This is a genomic window from Paraflavitalea devenefica, assembly GCF_011759375.1.
GTDB lineage: Bacteria > Bacteroidota > Bacteroidia > Chitinophagales > Chitinophagaceae > Paraflavitalea > Paraflavitalea devenefica.
Genome location: NZ_JAARML010000003.1, coordinates 523,076 through 541,871 on the forward strand (window position 1 = coordinate 523,076; position 18,796 = coordinate 541,871).

Annotated in this window: 18 protein-coding genes; 12 read left to right on the forward strand and 6 right to left on the reverse strand. The window is 45.7% G+C overall.

All coding sequences use genetic code 11. From position 1 onward, the window contains the following. The first annotated feature begins 403 nt into the window (after nt 1–403). From HB364_RS20475 to HB364_RS20510, 8 genes are all read left to right on the forward strand, one after another. Nucleotides 404–1,540, forward strand: coding sequence for a DegT/DnrJ/EryC1/StrS family aminotransferase (locus HB364_RS20475; RefSeq protein WP_167290188.1), 1,137 nt, complete (start codon nt 404–406; stop codon nt 1,538–1,540). A 50-nt stretch (nt 1,541–1,590) separates the two neighbouring features. Continuing rightward, entirely contained in the window at nt 1,591–2,910 is a 1,320-nt protein-coding gene (locus HB364_RS20480; RefSeq protein ID WP_167290189.1) for a UDP-glucose dehydrogenase family protein, read from the forward strand. A gap of 50 nt (nt 2,911–2,960) precedes the next feature. Continuing rightward, entirely contained in the window at nt 2,961–3,941 is a 981-nt protein-coding gene (locus tag HB364_RS20485; protein ID WP_167290190.1) for a UDP-glucuronic acid decarboxylase family protein, read from the forward strand. Nucleotides 3,942–4,080: 139 nt separating this feature from the next. Further along, complete coding sequence (locus HB364_RS20490) at nt 4,081–5,361, forward strand: nucleotide sugar dehydrogenase (protein WP_167290191.1); 1,281 nt, start codon at nt 4,081–4,083, stop codon at nt 5,359–5,361. Beyond that, nucleotides 5,361–6,425, forward strand: coding sequence for a dTDP-glucose 4,6-dehydratase (rfbB, locus tag HB364_RS20495; protein WP_246228557.1), 1,065 nt, complete (start codon nt 5,361–5,363; stop codon nt 6,423–6,425). Before HB364_RS20490 ends, rfbB begins: the two co-directional genes overlap by 1 nt. Nucleotides 6,426–6,440: 15 nt before the next feature. Further along, a complete protein-coding gene (rfbC, locus tag HB364_RS20500; protein WP_167290192.1) occupies nt 6,441–7,001 on the forward strand; it encodes a dTDP-4-dehydrorhamnose 3,5-epimerase in 561 nt (186 codons plus the stop codon). A gap of 9 nt (nt 7,002–7,010) precedes the next feature. Next, a complete protein-coding gene (gene rfbD, locus HB364_RS20505) occupies nt 7,011–7,925 on the forward strand; it encodes a dTDP-4-dehydrorhamnose reductase (RefSeq protein ID WP_167290193.1) in 915 nt (304 codons plus the stop codon). Nucleotide 7,926: 1 nt separating this feature from the next. Beyond that, nucleotides 7,927–9,141, forward strand: coding sequence for a glycosyltransferase (locus HB364_RS20510; protein WP_167290194.1), 1,215 nt, complete (start codon nt 7,927–7,929; stop codon nt 9,139–9,141). Between the two features lie 15 nt (nt 9,142–9,156). Here HB364_RS20510 and HB364_RS20515 read toward each other — a convergent pair whose 3' ends face one another. From HB364_RS20515 to HB364_RS20540, 6 genes are all read right to left on the reverse strand, one after another. Next, nucleotides 9,157–9,837: a TapB family protein gene (locus HB364_RS20515; protein WP_167290195.1), complete on the reverse strand. Its 681-nt coding sequence runs from the start codon at nt 9,835–9,837 to the stop codon at nt 9,157–9,159. Nucleotides 9,838–9,975: 138 nt separating this feature from the next. Further along, complete coding sequence (locus HB364_RS20520) at nt 9,976–10,503, reverse strand: periplasmic heavy metal sensor (RefSeq protein WP_167290196.1); 528 nt, start codon at nt 10,501–10,503, stop codon at nt 9,976–9,978. Then, complete coding sequence (locus HB364_RS20525; RefSeq protein ID WP_167290197.1) at nt 10,500–10,841, reverse strand: hypothetical protein; 342 nt, start codon at nt 10,839–10,841, stop codon at nt 10,500–10,502. The genes HB364_RS20520 and HB364_RS20525 overlap by 4 nt, the downstream gene beginning before the upstream one ends. A gap of 61 nt (nt 10,842–10,902) precedes the next feature. Further along, on the reverse strand, nt 10,903–11,475 hold the full coding sequence (locus HB364_RS20530; RefSeq protein WP_167290198.1) for an RNA polymerase sigma factor: 573 nt from the start codon (nt 11,473–11,475) through the stop codon (nt 10,903–10,905). Nucleotides 11,476–11,612: 137 nt separating this feature from the next. Next, nucleotides 11,613–12,170 carry a putative glycolipid-binding domain-containing protein gene (locus HB364_RS20535; protein WP_167290199.1) on the reverse strand — a complete coding sequence of 186 codons (558 nt, stop codon included), beginning with the start codon at nt 12,168–12,170 and terminating at the stop codon, nt 11,613–11,615. Between the two features lie 110 nt (nt 12,171–12,280). After that, nucleotides 12,281–12,634: a hypothetical protein gene (locus tag HB364_RS20540; protein WP_167290200.1), complete on the reverse strand. Its 354-nt coding sequence runs from the start codon at nt 12,632–12,634 to the stop codon at nt 12,281–12,283. A 1,376-nt stretch (nt 12,635–14,010) separates the two neighbouring features. On the opposite strand from HB364_RS20540, the gene HB364_RS20545 reads away from it, so the two are divergent. The 4 genes from HB364_RS20545 to HB364_RS20560 all read left to right on the forward strand — a co-directional run bounded on the left by HB364_RS20545 (nt 14,011) and on the right by HB364_RS20560 (nt 18,123). Further along, complete coding sequence (locus HB364_RS20545; protein WP_262889810.1) at nt 14,011–14,610, forward strand: RNA polymerase sigma factor; 600 nt, start codon at nt 14,011–14,013, stop codon at nt 14,608–14,610. 214 nt (nt 14,611–14,824) lie between these two features. After that, on the forward strand, nt 14,825–15,280 hold the full coding sequence (locus HB364_RS20550) for a hypothetical protein (RefSeq protein ID WP_167290202.1): 456 nt from the start codon (nt 14,825–14,827) through the stop codon (nt 15,278–15,280). Nucleotides 15,281–15,897: 617 nt separating this feature from the next. Next, on the forward strand, nt 15,898–16,779 hold the full coding sequence (locus HB364_RS20555; protein WP_167290203.1) for a hypothetical protein: 882 nt from the start codon (nt 15,898–15,900) through the stop codon (nt 16,777–16,779). A 129-nt stretch (nt 16,780–16,908) separates the two neighbouring features. After that, the gene (locus HB364_RS20560) at nt 16,909–18,123 is read left to right on the forward strand and encodes a FecR family protein (RefSeq protein ID WP_167290204.1); all 1,215 of its coding nucleotides are present in this window, start codon (nt 16,909–16,911) and stop codon (nt 18,121–18,123) included. Nucleotides 18,124–18,796 lie beyond the last annotated feature (673 nt).

An 18,796-nucleotide genomic window follows, 5' to 3' on the forward strand; every position in this document is an offset into this window, starting at 1 on the left:
GGAATGCTCTCCGACTTGCACTGGAATAGTAGTCCCAGTGCAATTACCACTATTTACGAATGCCATAGGAAGTAAGGAAATGCGCCTATTATCAGTAGGTTATATGCATACTGATTATATTGTCGCTCACACCCCAGTGCAAGTATCATAACAGTGAAGCAGATTGTATTTTAATAAATTAACATATAAGCGTTGCAGGGCGATGAGTAGCAGGTAGAAAAAGTTATGATGCAAACAGGTGGGGAATGGGTAAAATACGCAGGATTTTAGGGCTTAATATCCGTAAGGATACGCTTTTTAATCGGATTTCTCCTGATTTGATTGCGTTACTTACGATCCCCCCATTGCATAAACCAGTTTTTTGTGGTAGGTTTGTGCCCGTTTCAAAAAGAAAACGTTGAGTATGCGGCCGATACAAATGGTGGATTTAAAACAGCAGTACGCGAAGATCAAGACAGAAGTGGACAAAGGTATTCAGGAAGTAATAGATGCTGCTGCTTTTATAAATGGTAAAGCAGTTACGGATTTTACGACCGGCTTAACGAAGTACTTAGGGGCAAAACACGTAATTCCCTGTGCCAATGGTACGGATGCCCTGCAGATAGCCATGATGGCACTTAATTTGCAACCTGGCGACGAGGTGATCACACCTTCCTTCACCTACATCGCCACCGTGGAGGTAGTAGCCCTCCTGCAATTGAAACCGGTTTTTGTGGAGGTTGATCCCAAAACTTTTTGTATTGATCCTGCTGCTATAGAGAAAGCCATTACATCAAAAACCAAAGCGATTGTGCCGGTGCACCTGTACGGACAGGCAGCCGATATGGAAGCGATCATGGAAATAGCTAACCGTCGCGGGCTGTATGTCATTGAAGATACCGCACAGGCTATTGGTTGCTCGGTTACTTTCAAAGATGGCACGGTAAAGAAAGGTGGTACCATTGGCACCATCGGCGCTACTTCCTTCTTCCCCTCCAAAAACCTTGGATGTTATGGAGATGGCGGTGCAATATTCACCAACGATGACGCGTTAGCCAGCCAGATGAAAAAAATTGCCAATCATGGTCAGAGTAAACGATACTACCATGACGTGGTTGGTTGTAACAGCCGCCTCGATTCTATCCAGGCTGCTGTACTGAATGCAAAATTGCCACACCTGGATAGTTATATTGCTGCCCGCCAGCAGGCCGCTGATTTTTATGATAAGGCTTTTGCCAATCATCCAAAGATCACTACACCGGCCAGGGCATCCTATAGTGACCATGTGTTTCATCAATATACCCTCCTGCTTGAAGGTGTTGACCGTGATGGATTGAATCAGTATCTCGCTGATAAGGGTATTCCTTCTATGATCTATTATCCTGTACCCGCCCACCGGCAACAAATGTTTGAAGCATTCGGCGGCTCATCCTATATCCTCGAAACTACCGATTGGTTGACGGAGAGAGTGATTTCGCTACCAATGCATACGGAACTGGATGAAGAACAGCTCGTGTTCATCACCAGCCATGTGTTGGAGTTTATTAATAAACATTCATAAACCTTAGCCGCCAGAAGGCTTAGTAAGAACCCTAACAAAAACGTTTCAATATGAAAATTGCTGTTGTTGGAACCGGTTACGTTGGATTGGTGACCGGGACCTGTTTCGCTGAGACAGGAAATGATGTTACCTGCGTGGACATCGATAAATCGAAAGTGGAGAAGCTTTGTAATGGTCAGATCACCATTTACGAACCAGGTCTTGAGAAATTGTTTCTTCGTAACCTGAAGGAAGAGCGCCTGCGTTTCACCACCAGCCTGGAAGACGGGATCAAAGATGCCGCCATCATTTTCCTGGCCCTGCCTACGCCTCCGGGCGAAGATGGTTCCGCCGACCTGAAATACATATTGGGCGTTGCTGATCACCTGGGTAAGATCCTGAAAGATTATAAAGTGATCGTAGATAAAAGTACCGTACCGGTAGGCACTGCCGAGAAAGTACATACTGCGATCGCTAAGAATTATAAAGGTGAATTTGATGTAGTATCCAATCCCGAGTTTTTAAGGGAAGGGGTGGCTGTAGACGATTTCATGAAGCCCGACCGTGTAGTGATCGGCGCTTCTTCTGAAAGAGCTAAGAAAGTAATGAGCGATCTCTATGCGCCATTCGTTCGCTCCGGCAACCCTGTTATCAACATGGACCTCCGTTCAGCCGAGCTGACCAAATATGCCGCCAATTCATTCCTCGCTACGAAGATCTCTTTCATGAATGAGATTGCCCAGTTGTGCGAGCGCCTGGGTGCTGATGTAGACATGGTGCGCCGTGGCGTGGGTAGTGATGAACGTATCGGCAAACGCTTCCTGTTCCCCGGTATCGGTTATGGCGGAAGCTGCTTCCCCAAAGACGTACAGGCGCTGGTAAAATCATCCAAAGAAGTGAGCTATGACTTCCAGATCCTGAATGCAGTAATGGATGTGAACGAGAAGCAGAAACTGCACCTCATGCCTAAGATCAAGAAGTTCTTCAACAATGATCTGAAAGGTAAAAAGTTTGCGATGTGGGGCCTGGCCTTTAAGCCCAATACAGACGATATACGCGAGGCTCCGGCTTTATATATGATTGATGAGCTGACGGCAGCAGGCGCTACCCTCAGTGTGTTTGACCCCGAAGCAATGACCAATGTAAAAGGTGTTATTGGCGGCAAGGTAGAGTATGCTGAGAACCAGTATGATTGCCTGGAAGGCGCCGACGCCCTGATCATTGCCACTGAATGGAATGAATTCCGCACGCCCAACTTCCTGAAAATGGTAACGGCGCTGAAGAATAAAGTCATCTTTGATGGCCGCAACCTGTTTGAAGGCAATGCAGTGAAAGAACTGGGATTCTATTATGAAAGCGTGGGAAGGGCCGTAGCCGCTCCCGGCAAATAACCATCACCAGTATAATTCCCTGCAACCACTCCCATCACAAACAACACAACATGGCAAGAAAAAGAGTACTTATCACCGGAGCTGCCGGATTCCTGGGTTCGCATCTGAGCGACCGCTTTATCAAAGAAGGTTTTCATGTTATTGGCATGGACAACCTGATTACCGGCGACCTGAAGAATATTGAGCATTTGTTCAAACTGGAACAGTTTGAGTTCTATAACCACGACGTTTCTACTTTCATCCACGTGCCGGGCAACCTGGATTATATCCTGCACTTTGCCTCACCGGCCAGCCCGATAGATTACCTGAAGATCCCTATCCAGACACTGAAGGTAGGTTCATTGGGTACACATAACTGTCTTGGTTTGGCAAGGGCCAAAGGCGCCAGGATCCTGGTAGCTTCTACTTCGGAGATCTATGGCGACCCGATGGTGCACCCGCAAAACGAGGAATACTGGGGTAATGTAAACCCGGTAGGTCCGCGTGGTGTATATGATGAGGCCAAGCGTTTCCAGGAAGCCATGACCATGGCTTACCATACTTTCCATGGACTGGAAACACGCATCATCCGCATCTTCAATACTTACGGTCCGCGTATGCGTCTCAATGACGGCCGTGCATTACCTGCCTTCATTGGCCAGGCTTTGCGTGGTGAGGATCTCACGGTATTTGGCGATGGTTCACAAACAAGAAGCTTCTGCTATGTGGATGACCTGGTAGAAGGTATTTACCGCCTGCTTCTGAGTGATTACCGCCAGCCGGTAAATATTGGTAACCCCGATGAGATCTCCCTCAAAGACTTTGCGGAAGAGATCATCGCCCTGACCGGTACCAAACAGGAAATCGTATATAAGCCCCTGCCTGTAGACGATCCCAAACAACGTAAACCGGACATTACCCGTGCTAAAGAGGTACTGGGCTGGGAACCTAAAGTGGGCCGTAAAGAAGGTTTGAAGATCACTTATGAGTATTTCAAATCCCTGAAGCCGGAAGAATGGTTCAAACAACCCAAGGAGTTTATTAGCCGATAGACCTGTCAGCGTTTGTTCCGCAATGCGGGACTTCATTAACCCCTGGCCGACTAAATACACCTATTGCAAAAACCTGACAGTGCTTGTTCCGCGTAGCGGGATTATGTAACTTGTCAGGTTTTATAAATTCAATACCATCATGTACCAGGATTTAGTTGATCAGAAAGCCCGGTTAGCTGTTATTGGCTTAGGCTATGTTGGGTTACCAATAGCCTTGGAATTTGCCCGCAAAGTACCGGTTATCGGTTTTGATATCAATGCGAAGCGGATTGAGATGATGCAGCAGGGCATTGATCCCAGTAAAGAAGTAACAGCCGACGAGTTCAAAGGCGCCAATATCGTTTTCACAGACAGCCTGGAAGTATTAAAACAGGCCAGCTTTTTTATAGTAGCGGTGCCTACGCCGGTTGATAAGTATAATGTGCCCGACCTGAAGCCTTTGATCAGTGCTTCAGAAACAGTGGGCAAAGTGTTGAAGAAAGGGGATTATGTGGTCTATGAGTCCACCACTTATCCCGGTTGTACAGAAGAGGATTGCTTACCAGTGCTGGAAAAAATGTCTGGCTTAAAGCTGGGCATAGATTTCAAACTGGGCTATTCACCGGAACGTATTAATCCCGGTGATAAAAAACATACCCTGCGTACCGTGATCAAAGTCGTATCGGGCAGTGATGCGGAAGCACTGGAGCAGGTAGCAAAGATCTATGAACTGGTGGTAGATGCCGGTGTACACCGGGCTTCTTCCATCAAAGTAGCAGAGGCTTCCAAAATTGTAGAGAATACGCAGCGTGATCTGAATATAGCCCTGATGAATGAGCTGTCGCTCATTTTTGACCGCATGGGCGTGAATACTTATGAAGTGATTGAAGCGGCGGGCACCAAATGGAACTTCCTGAAGTTCCAGCCGGGACTGGTAGGCGGGCATTGTATCGGGGTAGACCCTTACTACCTTACCTACAAGGCGGCTTCACTGGGCTATGAGTCGAAGGTGATTACGGCCAGCCGGTTCATCAATGATGATATGGCCAGGTATGTGGCCCGTAAGATCATTACCCACGTATTGCGTAATTCCAATGATCCTAAGGTATTGGTGAAGGGAGTTACGTTCAAGGAAAACGTGAGTGATATCCGGAATTCGAAGATCGTTGATACCGTAAAAGAACTACTGGCGTTCAATATACAGGTGGATATGGAAGACCCTTATGCAGAAACGGATGAAGTGCATGAAGAATATGGGTTGCACCTGGTAAAACAGCCGGCGGTGGATTACGATGCCGTAATTGTCACTGTTCCGCATAAACCTTATACTACGTTGAAGGATGCCGATTTTGCTGCCATGACACGGGAGCATGCCATGATTGCCGACCTGAAAGGAATTTATAAAAATACTATCACCAGCAGAAAATACTGGAGTTTGTAATGGCTAATTATAGTAAAACCATCATGATCACAGGCGGGGCCGGTTTTATCGGCTCGCATGTAGTGCGGTTATTTGTAAACAAATACCCGTCATACCGTATTGTAAACCTCGATGCCCTCACTTATGCGGGCAACCTGGAGAACCTCACCGATGTGCAGGACAAACCCAATTATGTGTTTGAGAAAGGGGATATTACGGATGAGAAAAGAATAGCGGCCTTATTTGAGCAGTATGGTTTTGACGGCGTCCTCCACCTGGCGGCAGAAAGCCATGTGGACCGTTCCATCATTGATCCGCTGGCCTTTGTACGCACCAACGTACTGGGTACGGTAACACTGCTGAATACCTGTCGCCAGTATTGGAAAGAAGAGATGAGCAGCAAGCTTTTTTACCATGTATCTACCGATGAAGTATATGGTTCACTGGGCGAAACCGGCTTCTTCACAGAAGAAACGGCGTATGACCCGCGTTCACCCTATTCAGCTTCCAAAGCCTCTTCCGATCATTTTGTAATGGCCTATCACCATACGTATGGCTTACCGGTGATCATGAGCAATTGTTCCAACAATTATGGCTCTCATCACTTCCCGGAGAAGCTGATACCGCTCATGATCAATAATATCAAGAACAATAAGCCGCTGCCCGTGTATGGCAAGGGGGAAAATGTGCGCGACTGGTTGTATGTAGAAGATCATGCCCGCGCTATTGATACCATTTTCCATAAAGGAAAGAATGGTGAGAAATACAATATCGGCGGCTTTAATGAGTGGAAGAATCTTGACCTGGTGCATTTGCTGTGCAACATCATGGACAAAAAGCTGGGCCGTGCAGCGGGCGCTTCTGCAAAACTGATCACGTATGTCACCGACAGACCCGGTCACGACCTGCGCTATGCCATCGACGCTACCAAACTGAATAAAGAACTGGGATGGAGCCCTTCCCTGCAGTTTGAGGAAGGATTGGAGAAAACGGTAGACTGGTACCTGCAACATGAAGAGTGGGTAAAGCACGTTACGTCCGGCGATTACCAGCATTATTACAACGAGCAATACGCAAAGCGATAAACACCTATTATTCTCATGCCTTTTATTGAAACAGGATTACCGGGATTGTTAGTTTTTGAACCCACTGTATTTGAAGATAGCCGGGGTTATTTTTACGAAGCCTATAACGAGAAGGCTTTTGCCCAACAGGGCATTACCACCAAGTTTGTACAGGACAACCAATCCTGCTCTTCCTACGGTGTTATCCGGGGATTGCATTACCAGTTGTCGCCGCATGCACAGATCAAACTGGTGCGCGTACTGAGTGGTGTAATACTGGATGTAGCCGTGGATATCCGTAAGGGATCTCCCACTTTTGGTAAGGTATATGCGCTGGAACTATCTGCACAGAATAAAAAGCAATTGTACATACCGGCCGGTTTTGCCCATGGTTTTTCTGTGCTGAGTGAAACGGCGGAAGTATTGTATAAATGCGATGCTTTCTATAATAAGGAGAGTGAAGGCGGCATCCTGTATAATGATCCTGCCTTACAGATAGACTGGAAAATAGCGCCGGATAAAGCTATTATATCCGATAAGGATATAAAGCAGCCCGGACTGGCCGATTGTAAAAATAATTTTGTTTTTGAAGGATAATCATTGCTTATGGCAAAGCCCAAAATACTTGTTACAGGCGCCAATGGCCAGGTAGGCACTTCGCTCAAAGCTTTGCCGGCCGCCTATCCTTCCTTTGATTTTATCTTCCTCACCAAAGATGAGCTGCCCATTCACCGGTTTGAACTGGTAAGCCAGTACTTTGATGTGGTTAAGCCTGCCTATTGTATTAATGCGGCTGCTTATACTGCTGTAGACAAGGCAGAAACAGATAAGGATACTGCTTTCCTGGTGAATGGTGATGCTGTGGGGGTACTGGCATCAGCTTGCAAGAAGTACGGTACCCGGTTCATTCATATTTCCACGGATTATGTATTTGATGGTACCTCACCGGAACCTTATAAGGAAGATGACCGTACCAATCCTGCCAATGTATATGGGCTTTCCAAGTTGCGCGGTGAAGCCCTGTGTTTGCTATACAATCCCGAAGCTGTGATCATCCGCACTGCCTGGGTATATGCTGAGCATGGTAACAATTTTGTGAAGACCATGTTGCGGCTGATGAAAGAGCGCCCCGCCATCAATGTGGTGAATGACCAGATCGGTGCGCCTACCTATGCGGGTGATCTGGCAAAAGCGATATTGGAGATAGTGAGGAAGAATTCAGAATACAGAATACAGAATACAGAAGCGGGCGACCAGCAAATGGTAACCGGGAACTGGCAACCTGGCATTTATCACTACAGCAATCAAGGGCGTATTAGCTGGTATGATTTTGCCGTGGCCATCAAAGAGCTGTCTGGCAGCGCCTGTGTGGTCAATCCCATTCCTTCCGCTCAATATCCTACACCTGCCAAAAGACCGGCTTTTTCTTTACTGGATACGCATAAGATACAGGCTGCCTACCAATTGGAAATACCCCACTGGAAGGAGAGCCTGCAACGTTGTTTGACGCATTTGTTATAACATGAACAGAAACTGCGATATTATCTGCTTTACCCTTTCCCGATGGGATTCCGAAATATCTTCACCGGCACTGGCATTGGCCATTGAATTTGCCAGGAACAACCGGGTATTTTATGTAGAGCATCCCTTCTCCTGGCAGGATTACCGGCAGTCTCAATACAACAAGTTCACCCGGCCGCGGAAAGACGCTTTATTAAAAGGCAAAAACATTTATGCCAACCCGCCTTCGCTGCCTGCTAATTTAACGGTGGTTACTTCACAGCTTACCCTTCCTGTTAACTTCCTGCCACCGGGCATCCTGTACAACACCCTATCGAAATACAATGACCGGATTGTACTGAAAGCGATCCGCCGGGTAATAAAAGATTATCAGCTCAAAGACTTTATATACGTTAATTTCTTCGACCCTTATTTCGTACGCAGCATTCCGCCTGATATTAAGCCTTTGCGTACCATCTACCAATCGATGGATGATATTTCACAGGTGGCTTATTCCAACCGGCATGGCACGCGACTGGAGGAAGAGATCATCCGTAACTTCGATTATACGTTGTGTACCTCTAAAGAGCTTACCAGGTTGAAGTCGGCCTTTTCGCCCAACGTGTATTTTCATCCCAATGCAGCCGATATTGACATTTTCAAAAAGGCTGCTACGGAAGTATTACCCAAGCCGCCGGAACTGCAAAACATTACCCAGCCCATCATTGGTTATACCGGCAGTATTGAATACCGGTCGGACTTTGAACTGCTGAAGAAGATAGCAGAATACCATAAGGACAAGATCCTGTTCCTGGTAGGGCCTGTGCAGGGCGATGAACACAAAGCCGTGGGGCTTGATACCCTGCCCAATGTGATCTTCGCCGGCCCGCGCAAGATCACAGAGCTGCCCAATTACCTGCAGTACTTTGATTGCGTGATTATTCCTTTTAAAAAGAATACACTTACCAAAAGTATCTATCCCCTCAAAATCAATGAATACCTGGCAGCCGGTAAGCCGGTAATCGCCACCCATTTCTCAGAAGACATCTATACCTTCCGCGATGTTGCTTATGTAGTAGATAGTCATGAGGAATTCCTGCAAACCATTGATAAGGCCATCACAGAACACAATGAAACACGCAGGCAGGCGCGCATCAAGGTGGCGTCTACCAATACCTGGACGGCCAGGGTAGAGCAGTTCTGGAACATCATTGAAAGAGAGCCGAAGAAAGCTTAAATGCGCGCAAGCGTATTACTTAATAGCGGTAATAGCCGTGCCGCCATGTTTGCTTTGTGTTTTAACGATCCCAAAGCCGGGCGCAAACCATTCGGTACCTTCTATATTCACCGGTATGCCAATACCCATGGTCTTAATGGTAATCTTGCTTTTGTAAGATATTTTATAACACTCCCAGGTACCTGCAGACGTAGTTACTGATTCCTTGCCTTCTACCTTACGGTTATTGACCACCATGATCACTGATTGTTTCATGCCCTTATTCTCTACTTCTATATTCATACTGGCGTCTTTAAGCTCATCGCCCACTTTCATAGCAGCAGGGTATTCTATATAGATATTATCGGCTTTGGCTTCTGTGGTACCAAACTGCTCCTGCTGGGCAGCCGGTAAAGACATCTTCATGTCCACCATCATCACCCCGCTTTTACACTGGATAGTACCTTTAGCTTTGGCAAAAGACTTTCCTTTCCTGTCAAACATTTCTGAGTTAAGCTGGCCTGTGAGGGTGCCACCGCCATTTTTTACATCTGTTACTGCATATACCTGTTTACCATTTTCATCGCCCTTCTTGTTGTAGATGGTCATTTCAATGGTCTTGTTATTCTGCAGGAAATAAAAGCTTTTGCAATCTTGTGCCCTACCGGGCAAGGCAATGATACAGGCCAATAGTGCAGGCAACCAGTTATTTTTCATAATGCTGCTTTAAAGGTGTGTTAATACCTGCAAAGTAACAGCCGTTTGAAAGGGAAGACAATACCCTCTTGGTGGTAGGCATGATTTAACCCGTAACGGGCGTAAACCGTGGTGTAAATAGCAATGCTGCGAAAGGGATTATTTTTTTACTGCTGCGGAGTCTTTGGAGGCTCCCTGCTTTCCGGGATTGCGCCAGGCCCCTGTCATACGGTTTACGATCTCTTTAATAACCGTATCGAATTTCAATACCTGTTCGGGTTTGCACAGTGCGCGTACCTGCTGGAAATGCTGGAAGGTAATGAGGTCCAATTGTTTTTGTAAGGCGCCGATCTCATCTGCTTTTGCCTGCAGGACGGAATCCTGTGGGGCAGGTTCTTTCAGCAGATCAAAGAACCTCTTTTTGGTATTGCGGATGGAGTCCATGAGCGGCTTTTGCCGGCTCATCATCGTATCTCTTAATTGCCAGTAAATGGTTTCCTGTTCTTTATCGAGCTTCAACTCATTGACCATGAACTGTCCCATGCGTTTCTGCCTGTCGCCGCCATCATTGTTGCGGGGACGGTCTGCCGGCTTCATGGACCAGTAAAAAGACAAAGTAATGATGTTGGTTACCAATAATATCGCTACTAATAACAGTAACCACTTCTGCCTCGGAAATTTCGTCATGGTACTACAGGGGTTTCATCATATACGGGGTACGTACCCATAGGGTAGTCGGATGCCAATAATTGTTGTTGCGCGCTTTCAGTGGGTAAGGTTTTCTCCTCGTGCCACATTTTCATAATGGCCGTAGCATTCAGAATAAGGATAATAGCGGCCAGGCTAAGGGCCAATGCCGGCCTGGCAAGCAGCCGCACCAGGGGGCCGCCTGTATTTTCCAATTCCCGTTCCATCCGTCCCCGGAGACGGGTATAAAAGAACGCCGGAGCCTTGGCCCTTTGGATACCCTCCAGGCTGTTGAGCACCTCGTCGATCTCTTTGGGGTTGTTCGGCTTGGTTGACATGATGCTGTAATTTATGTAAACTATCTTATTTGACGATATCAGATTAGGAAACCTGCGAATATCAGTCCCCTTGCCGGGAATGTTTTTCCAGTATTTTCCGCAGGTTTTGCCTGGCCCGGAAAAGCAAGGATTCCACCGCCGAGACCGAAAGCCCCATGACCTCTGCAATTTCCTGGTAACTAAGCTCTTCTGCCTTGTGGAGGGTAAATGCTGTTTTTTGATTTTCAGGCAGCTGTTCAATAGCCTTGAACAAGAGGGCTGCCTGCTGCTTCCTGTCCAGCACCACCCCGGGATGATAAAAATCAACCGGGTCGTGCAGCAACTCATTGTCTGCCCCAAACAGGCTGGTCAGGAATGCAAACCGTTTCTTCCGCTTTTTGCTCCGGATATGGTCTAAAGCCTTGGTAGTGGTAATGCGGTAGATCCAGGTAGATAAGCGTGCATCTCCTTTAAACTGATCGATTGATTTGTATACCTGGATAAACACTTCCTGGGCTACATCTTCTGCATCAGGTTCGCTTTGGACCACGCCAAGGGCAGTATTATATACCATATCCTGGTAACTTTCTACCAACGTTTTAAATGCCAGCTCATCGCCCTGCCGGAGAAGTAGTATCAGTTCCTGCTCATTCAAGAAATCGCCCGTTTAGAGTTTGATGCTACAACTTACGAAATACTTCAGAATTACAACTGCCAGATAGTAACTCATTAAAATATGATAGCATTTTGCAGGGGCGCCATCATTTGGCTCCTGCTGCCAAAAGCGCCTGCCTAAACAGGATACAGCCTTTTAAACAGCCCGGGGTAATCTATCACGAAATAGTTTTCATCTACCGGTAATTCCGCTTTGAAATCGTCAAGGGCAAACGAATAATAATATTCATAAATCTTCGTGTATTGCTGCACCACTTTTTCCATCGTGAATGCCGGCAGCGTGATATACAGCACGTTTATAAATACCCGTTCCCGGTGGGGATAATCAATACGCCGGATGGGCAATGTATTTGTAAAAGGTGTAAGCGTGATGTCGATATCAATACAACCGGCGAGCTCTTCAACAGGCTTGTCATTGTCAAACCAGTTGCCTTTGGTATCGCTGTACAATTCCAGGTATTGAGTTGTATTATGGAGGTTGTTCACCCGGAAATGGCGTACCTGCCAGCCCTTATCCGTTTCTATGCGGTAGTGAATGGCAAAGGGCACATTGTCCATCACACCGGTAAGATGACTGTTAATGATATAGCCATTCTCCTGTTCCTGCCAGTGCAGGCATTCCATGCTTTTCCGGTCAAGCCCTTCCCATACAATGGTATTGGTAATATGCTCCACGGATTTTTTAACAATGACTGCTTAAAAATCATGCCATCTCACGGTTAAAAAAGAAGGCTGCCCCTGTATGGAAGCAGCCTGTATGAAGCCCCGCCCCCTGGTTATATTAATTATGGTATAGAAGTGGTAATGTCAATGTTGGCAAAAAACAGCGCTTCCGGATCGGCGGAAGTGATCACTACTTTACAATAAATAAAGCCGGCATATTCAAAAGAGAAAAGCTTTTGACGTTTGGCTTGCTTAACTGGTGTAACTGTTGTGCTGATGGTGGTATAGGCCAATGCCCTTTTTTCGGGGAGCACGATGCTGCTTTGTTCTTTTCTGAATCCCGAAAGAAAGGTGATCATACATAGGGAAAGGAATAAGAAAACCGATATACCCCGCAAGTTACAGTGTTTGCTGCCGGGCAGGCAGACGGTGTGGTATTGCCCGGTAAGGGCATACATGGATGGTTGCTTATTCATGATACTATACTTAATAAGTGTGCCCGTGTAATATAGGATTACACAGACGCTTGTTACAGCGTTATACTATCGGGCATAAGGATACCTTAACAGTACCATTACGCCAATAATGGATTGGGTGGGAATCTTAAATGGAGGGTGTATTCATTCTTGATCCATTGGCCGGCCTGTCCGGAGGGTGTGAAGAACAGGGCGCTGGCCATTATTTGCTATTGACACTGGATTAGACGCAAACGTTGTACAAAAGGCAACAAAAATAACCGAATATTTTCTCCCTGGTTCAGACATAAATATGTGATGGAGCAACTGCTGGTTGTGCCGGTTTTTGCAGCCTGTGGGTTGCCGGGAACCTGGTTGGGGAGTATTTCTATTGACCTGAGTGTCGCATTGATATTTGGTTTTTTATGGTAGTTTTTGTATCTTCCATTTATATGAATAACAGCGGCTTATATTGTTTTTCTGCATCCTTCCTACGTGTTGGTGTTCAACCCCCTCAGCAGGGATTTCCGCGTCCCGCCTGCATTTGAGGCTTGTTCTCTTACTATTGTCTTGCTATTATCTTGCTACTGGCTTGTCTCTGGCTTACGACCAGGTGGGAGGACCTATACCGCATCCTTGCCGGACCTGCGGCGGAACCCCGGCTGAGCCTTTTCCGATGGGCACAAGGTAAGATATGAGTACACAGCCGCACGAGGCCGGGCTGCGTACTTGCGCCAGTGAGAGGGGCGAGTATCCCTGCCGGGCTGAGTATTGAGGGAGCTTTGGTATACGGGCGCCAGTTACCCTGCCACTTTTTCATAAGTCGCTGATAATTTTATTTTACGCTATTAGCATGCTATTGGTATGCTTCGGGTATGCTTCAGCTATGCTTCCCCCATGCTTAGGCAATGCTTCCCGCATGCTTGTTTTGTACTGAAAAAACTTTACAGGTGGGTAGTATTGTTACAGAATGGGCTTTACAGTCTTTCACACAAATGTAGTTTGAGTACGGAAGGACATCAAATACGGGTGACATTTATGCATAAAATTATGCAAAATGGTAAGATTGCTTCTTTGTTGCTGACAGTAACATCACGACTCAAACGTACGAAGAAGACAGCGCGGTTTCTTTTTATTAGGATACGTATTACTGTCATTTAAATTTGGGAAATCTGCTTATTAATCGTAAATTCTACTGATAATCTGGCTTTCTTTTTTTAATCTTGCCGGAAGTATCCCCTTGTAACCATTTCTATTACACCTTCATCTTCTGGAAGTTTATCGTCATCCTTTACGTTAATCAATTGTCTGTTAATTAATTATAAGTTAGTAATAACTTATTTATCTGTAATTTGCCTATTAATGACTGAACTATAATGGCCTTGCCCAGGTACAATATGGAAACATTGATCGAAATGATCAAAAGCAAGGATCATCGAAAAGCATCCCATGCTTTCGGGCAGTTGTTTAATGATTTACATGGCCCCCTGGTCTATTACACGTATAACCTTACCAAGGACCTGCAGGAGTCGGAAGACATCGTTTCTGTATCCTTCAATAAACTCTGGTTGCTGAAAGAAAATTTTGAGTCGGTATACAGCATGCGGGCTTTCCTATATGTAACTTCCCGGAACTCCGCCTATGATCATAACAGGTATACCAGTAATACCAAAAGAAATATTGAAGTTTCCGTTGATGATATTGAGCAACATGCTGATCGAATGGCTGATGAAGACCAGCAATTCGAAATGATGCGTTCCCTTATTGTAAGCGAACTCTACAAAGAAATTGATAAACTATCCCCACGCCTGCGATCCATTACAAAGCTCATTATTATGGAGGAGCAAACTACCAGGCAGGTGGCCCAATCCCTGAATATATCTGAGCAGACGGTAAGAAATAGTTTGACGAAAGTGCGCAATTTGTTACGGACACGACTGCTTATAAAAAAGTTATTCCTCCTGGTCGCCCTGTTTATCCGAATTTATTTTTTATAACACCTACAGACTGTACTTTGCAATTCAACCACTATATCTATAAAAAGATTGTTTTAGTTTATTCGTACAGGATGGAGCAGGTCGGTAATCGTTGAGAATTCAATAATTTAGAAAGACGTTACTTATTAATAACACTCAACAGGGAGATTATGCCTGCTTGCTCTTTGTTGGGTTATATATAAGCAGGCGCCTAAGCATTTTAACGATCAAACCAATGAAAAAGATCCTCATTACGCTCTTTGCTGTAACGATGTTTGCCGCCGCCCACGCGCAAAGTATTTCAAACGTGGATACCTATGTGTCAATTGAGTCGCCCTACCACGAGATCGGCGAAGTATATTATGCCAGCGACAGCATTTATTTCGAATTCACCGTGCATTTCCCCTATTTAAATGACCTGGAACTTACAAATGACGAATTGTATGCATATGTGCACCTGATGGACTATACAAATGGATTGTGGGCAAACGGCTATATTGTAGCGGAAGCCGGTGAAAGCTTTACCGTCGGCACAATACCGTATGGCGTCACAAAAACATACAAAGGCGCTTATTATGTAGGGAATATTACTACTACCTCGGATATGGAAATATCGTTCGCCTCTTCTTTTTCCACTACATCGACTATCATTTCGGGCAATGGCCTTGTCAGCTTTACGTATAATCCATAACCGCTACCTGTACCACTACAAAAGGCATCTTTTCGGATGCCTTTTGTAGTGCTGTATGGTTCTGGTTGTAACATACTTTTCCCTACTGAATACTGTAAATTTTATAAAGTTTCATCAGACCCGGATGTTTTTGCTCCATGTACTGAATTCGGTACTGGAAGATATCAGGGTAATTAAAAATTGCTTAAACTGAAATAAAATAGCGCCTGCCATAAAACGGGCGCTATTTTATTAGTTACTTATTTCAAACATCCGTCATTACGTTGATAATTTCTTTAGCAAAGTAGCTGGTCTAATTATCGTTTAACTATGTTTATGCGCAAATTAATTGGTAAGTACCTCTTTTTTCCCCGCAAAGCGGGATGTATAATGTGTCTTTTTTGACGTATAAAAACGGACAAATCGGCCATTTGTGCAGGTTTGGACTGAAAAGGGACATGCGCATTTGGAAAGGGGGTATGTGGCGTTGTAAGTTTGGATAAAACCCAATCTTATGGCAAAAGTAACCAGTTTAATTGAGCTCCGCGGAACGATTGGAGACACGACGTTCCGCAAAACGGCAGAGGGTAATATTGCTGGCATGAAACCTGGGCCTACCCGGGAAAAGGTGCTGACGCATGAAAATTTTAAACGTACGCGGCGCAATGCGGCTGAGTTTCAATTGGCCATCCAAGACGCGGTTGCTGCGGCACGCGCTGGGTGCAGCACTGAATGGGAAAACGGGTTCTTCCCTGAATGGGCGTATGAATGGCATGTTTTGTAAGGCGGCCCGGCAGGATGGTGAAAGTGATTTGGGAAGTCGCCGGGCTTCGAAGGGGGCTACCGGTATGCTGACGGGTTTTGATTTTAATAAGCAGTTGTCGCTGGCGTATGCGCTGCCTGTGCGATTAACGCATCAACTGGATGTGGAGACGGGCGTCTGCCGGGCGGAACTGCCATGTTTTATTGCGAGGAAGCGAAAAGGGTTTCCGGTGGAGGCCACGCATTTCCGTATCATCTCGGGCGTGGCAATGATTGATTTCATTTGCCGGGGCTACAGGCAGGATGTGCAGCGGAGTGCATTGTTGCCGCTCAGTAAGAAAACGCCAGCGGATATCTGTTTTGAGCACTGGCTGGAACCGGGTGAAGGAAAGGTGATGGTGCAGGCGTTGGGTATGCAGTTTTATAAGCTGGTGGAGGGGAAAGAGGTGTTGGTGAAGGGCAGCGCGGTGCGGATATTGGAGGTGGTAAGGATAGAAACACAAATTAAAAGCGAATTACACGAATTGGAATGCGGATCGGTTCGTGAGGACACGAACCAGGGCAAGAGGACATTGGAAGAAGAAGGCAATGAGGCATTGAGGCAGCAAGGCAACGAGGAAACAAGGCAGGAGATACAATATGAAGATGGACTAGGGGGAACGGGCATTGAGGAGGAATTACAGGGAACACGAATTATAGGCGAATTACACGAATTGGGAGTAAGGGTGGAGAAAGCTGAGGTGGTTTTGCTGGAGTAATACCTTTCATTTTCAATTGGTTATGTGATACTATTATATCTGCGTTATTTTTTTTCAAAAAAGACCGGTACAGTCGACCCCAAAAACAGTTATATAGGAAGAACTATGTACCCGGAAACATTTTAAGCAATGAACGAAAACAATCAATTAGCCGTAGAGCTGATCCTGAAGCATTTGCGGGAGGAACTGACCGAACCGGAAAAAGCCCAGCTTAACCAGTGGATTAAAGCATCAGCCAGGAACGAGGCATTTTTTCTAAGTATGACAGATGAAGCATCCTTGCACGCTACGCTCAGGGAGTATGCATATGCGGTGGAAAATATTCAAGGAAAACAGCCAACCTATGGTAAGGTGGTGAGGCTGAATCCGGGATGGCCCAGGAAATTGGCCATTGCCGCTTCCTTTATCGCTTTGATAAGCATCTGTGCTTACCTTTTTCTTAAACCTTCTCTTCGTGAATCACCCAATGATCTTTCCGTAAAACCGCAACAACAGCCCGATCTGTTACCCGGCTCGCAAAAAGCCACGCTTACGTTGGGCGAAAGAGTTATTGTTTTAGCGGATATAAAAAATGGTTTAATTCCGCAATCGGCAGGTATACAAAAAAGGGCTGACGGAGAATTATTATATGACGGAAGTACCGGTTCTTTGAGCAACCCGTCAAATGCTGAAGTACATACACTGGCCACGCCCAAAGGAGGTTATTATAAACTCATACTGCCTGATAAAACCGTGGTATGGTTAAATGCAGCTTCGTCTATCCGGTATATTCCTTCGAATTTTACCAGGAATAGAACGATTGAATTAACAGGCGAGGCCTATTTCGAGGTGGCTAAAATGGTTGCTCCGGGAACCCGCCAGGCAGTACCCTTTTACGTGAAGTCAGGTGATGCGACTGTCCAGGTATTAGGGACCAAATTCAATATTTCGAATTACCCGGAGGACAAAAAGATATTGACCAGTTTACTAGAGGGGTCAGTTAAAGTTTCTTCCGCCGCTGCCCAGGATTCCCGCATTATAGTTCCCGGACAGCAGGCTATTATTCAAAATGACCCTCATACGCTTTCACTAAAAGCGGTGGATGCTGAAAATATTATATCCTGGACGCGCCAGCAATTCTTTTTTGATAATATTCCTTTATCGGATGTGATTCACCAATTGCAGCGTTGGTATGATATTGAAGCCGTACAATATGAACAGGGCGTGCCCGTAGATAAGCCCTTTTATGGAAAGATGCAAAGGAACCTCCCCCTCTCTGTTGTGTTGCCACAGCTTGAAGCAATCGGGGGCATCAGTATAGAGCTGCAGGGGAAATCACTGCATGTTAAGCAAGGAATGCCATGAAAAACCATAAAACAGGATATGATAACAAAATAGGAAACCAGGGACAACTATAGACTGTCCTGTGAGCATTCACTTTTACCAGTGAGGAGATATACTTTAACGAGTGATTGCTGTTTTCTTTTTGTTCAAAAAGCTACGGTCAAAGTGCGTCCTAAGGGACGCGCTTTCCCGGATGCTATCGGGTTCATGATTATAAAATAAGCCGCACATTGAAAAAAGCACCCATTAGTAGCCCGGGCAGCATACGCTGCCATTTTACCAGCCACGTCAACGCAGGATGTAGCCGGTTACTGCCATTGGTTACCGCTTCGTTAACATGCTATCCATTTCCCCTCTATTATATACGCGAACCATTACCACAACAACCAAATTCTTTTTTGTTTCGGATGTTTCAGCCTGGACGGCTGAACCTGTATTCCTTAACAACCTCCGATTGGACATTAGTTTATTTATTCACTTTGTCTGTTAGCAAGTTCGCACTGTGTTTTCACGGTGGAGCTGTGCTTAAGCGTTATGGCGATCATTAAACGCCTGACCTACCCTTTAGTGTTGAAGTTTCGCTCGCGCATTATGCCTGCTTATGGAAAAAATAAGGGCGTGTTTTCTTGCATGCCTGCACCCCAGGTAACTAAAAAATAAAACCGGAAGTGCTGTCACACTGCCGGTTGTAAAA

Bases quoted from the DNA above. Each gene is read 5' to 3' on its own strand.
- HB364_RS20510 (WP_167290194.1), top strand. From the start codon at position 7,927: ATGAACAGAAACTGCGATATTATCTGCTTTACCCTTTCCCGATGGGAT.
- HB364_RS20515 (WP_167290195.1), bottom strand. From the start codon at position 9,837: ATGAAAAATAACTGGTTGCCTGCACTATTGGCCTGTATCATTGCCTTG.
- rfbC (WP_167290192.1), top strand. From the start codon at position 6,441: ATGCCTTTTATTGAAACAGGATTACCGGGATTGTTAGTTTTTGAACCC.
- HB364_RS20490 (WP_167290191.1), top strand. From the start codon at position 4,081: ATGTACCAGGATTTAGTTGATCAGAAAGCCCGGTTAGCTGTTATTGGC.
- HB364_RS20540 (WP_167290200.1), bottom strand. From the start codon at position 12,634: ATGAATAAGCAACCATCCATGTATGCCCTTACCGGGCAATACCACACC.
- HB364_RS20560 (WP_167290204.1), top strand. From the start codon at position 16,909: ATGAACGAAAACAATCAATTAGCCGTAGAGCTGATCCTGAAGCATTTG.
- HB364_RS20475 (WP_167290188.1), top strand. From the start codon at position 404: ATGCGGCCGATACAAATGGTGGATTTAAAACAGCAGTACGCGAAGATC.
- rfbB (WP_246228557.1), top strand. From the start codon at position 5,361: ATGGCTAATTATAGTAAAACCATCATGATCACAGGCGGGGCCGGTTTT.
- HB364_RS20520 (WP_167290196.1), bottom strand. From the start codon at position 10,503: ATGACGAAATTTCCGAGGCAGAAGTGGTTACTGTTATTAGTAGCGATA.
- HB364_RS20550 (WP_167290202.1), top strand. From the start codon at position 14,825: ATGAAAAAGATCCTCATTACGCTCTTTGCTGTAACGATGTTTGCCGCC.
- HB364_RS20525 (WP_167290197.1), bottom strand. From the start codon at position 10,841: ATGTCAACCAAGCCGAACAACCCCAAAGAGATCGACGAGGTGCTCAAC.
- HB364_RS20545 (WP_262889810.1), top strand. From the start codon at position 14,011: ATGGAAACATTGATCGAAATGATCAAAAGCAAGGATCATCGAAAAGCA.
- HB364_RS20480 (WP_167290189.1), top strand. From the start codon at position 1,591: ATGAAAATTGCTGTTGTTGGAACCGGTTACGTTGGATTGGTGACCGGG.
- HB364_RS20555 (WP_167290203.1), top strand. From the start codon at position 15,898: ATGAAAATTTTAAACGTACGCGGCGCAATGCGGCTGAGTTTCAATTGG.
- rfbD (WP_167290193.1), top strand. From the start codon at position 7,011: ATGGCAAAGCCCAAAATACTTGTTACAGGCGCCAATGGCCAGGTAGGC.
- HB364_RS20485 (WP_167290190.1), top strand. From the start codon at position 2,961: ATGGCAAGAAAAAGAGTACTTATCACCGGAGCTGCCGGATTCCTGGGT.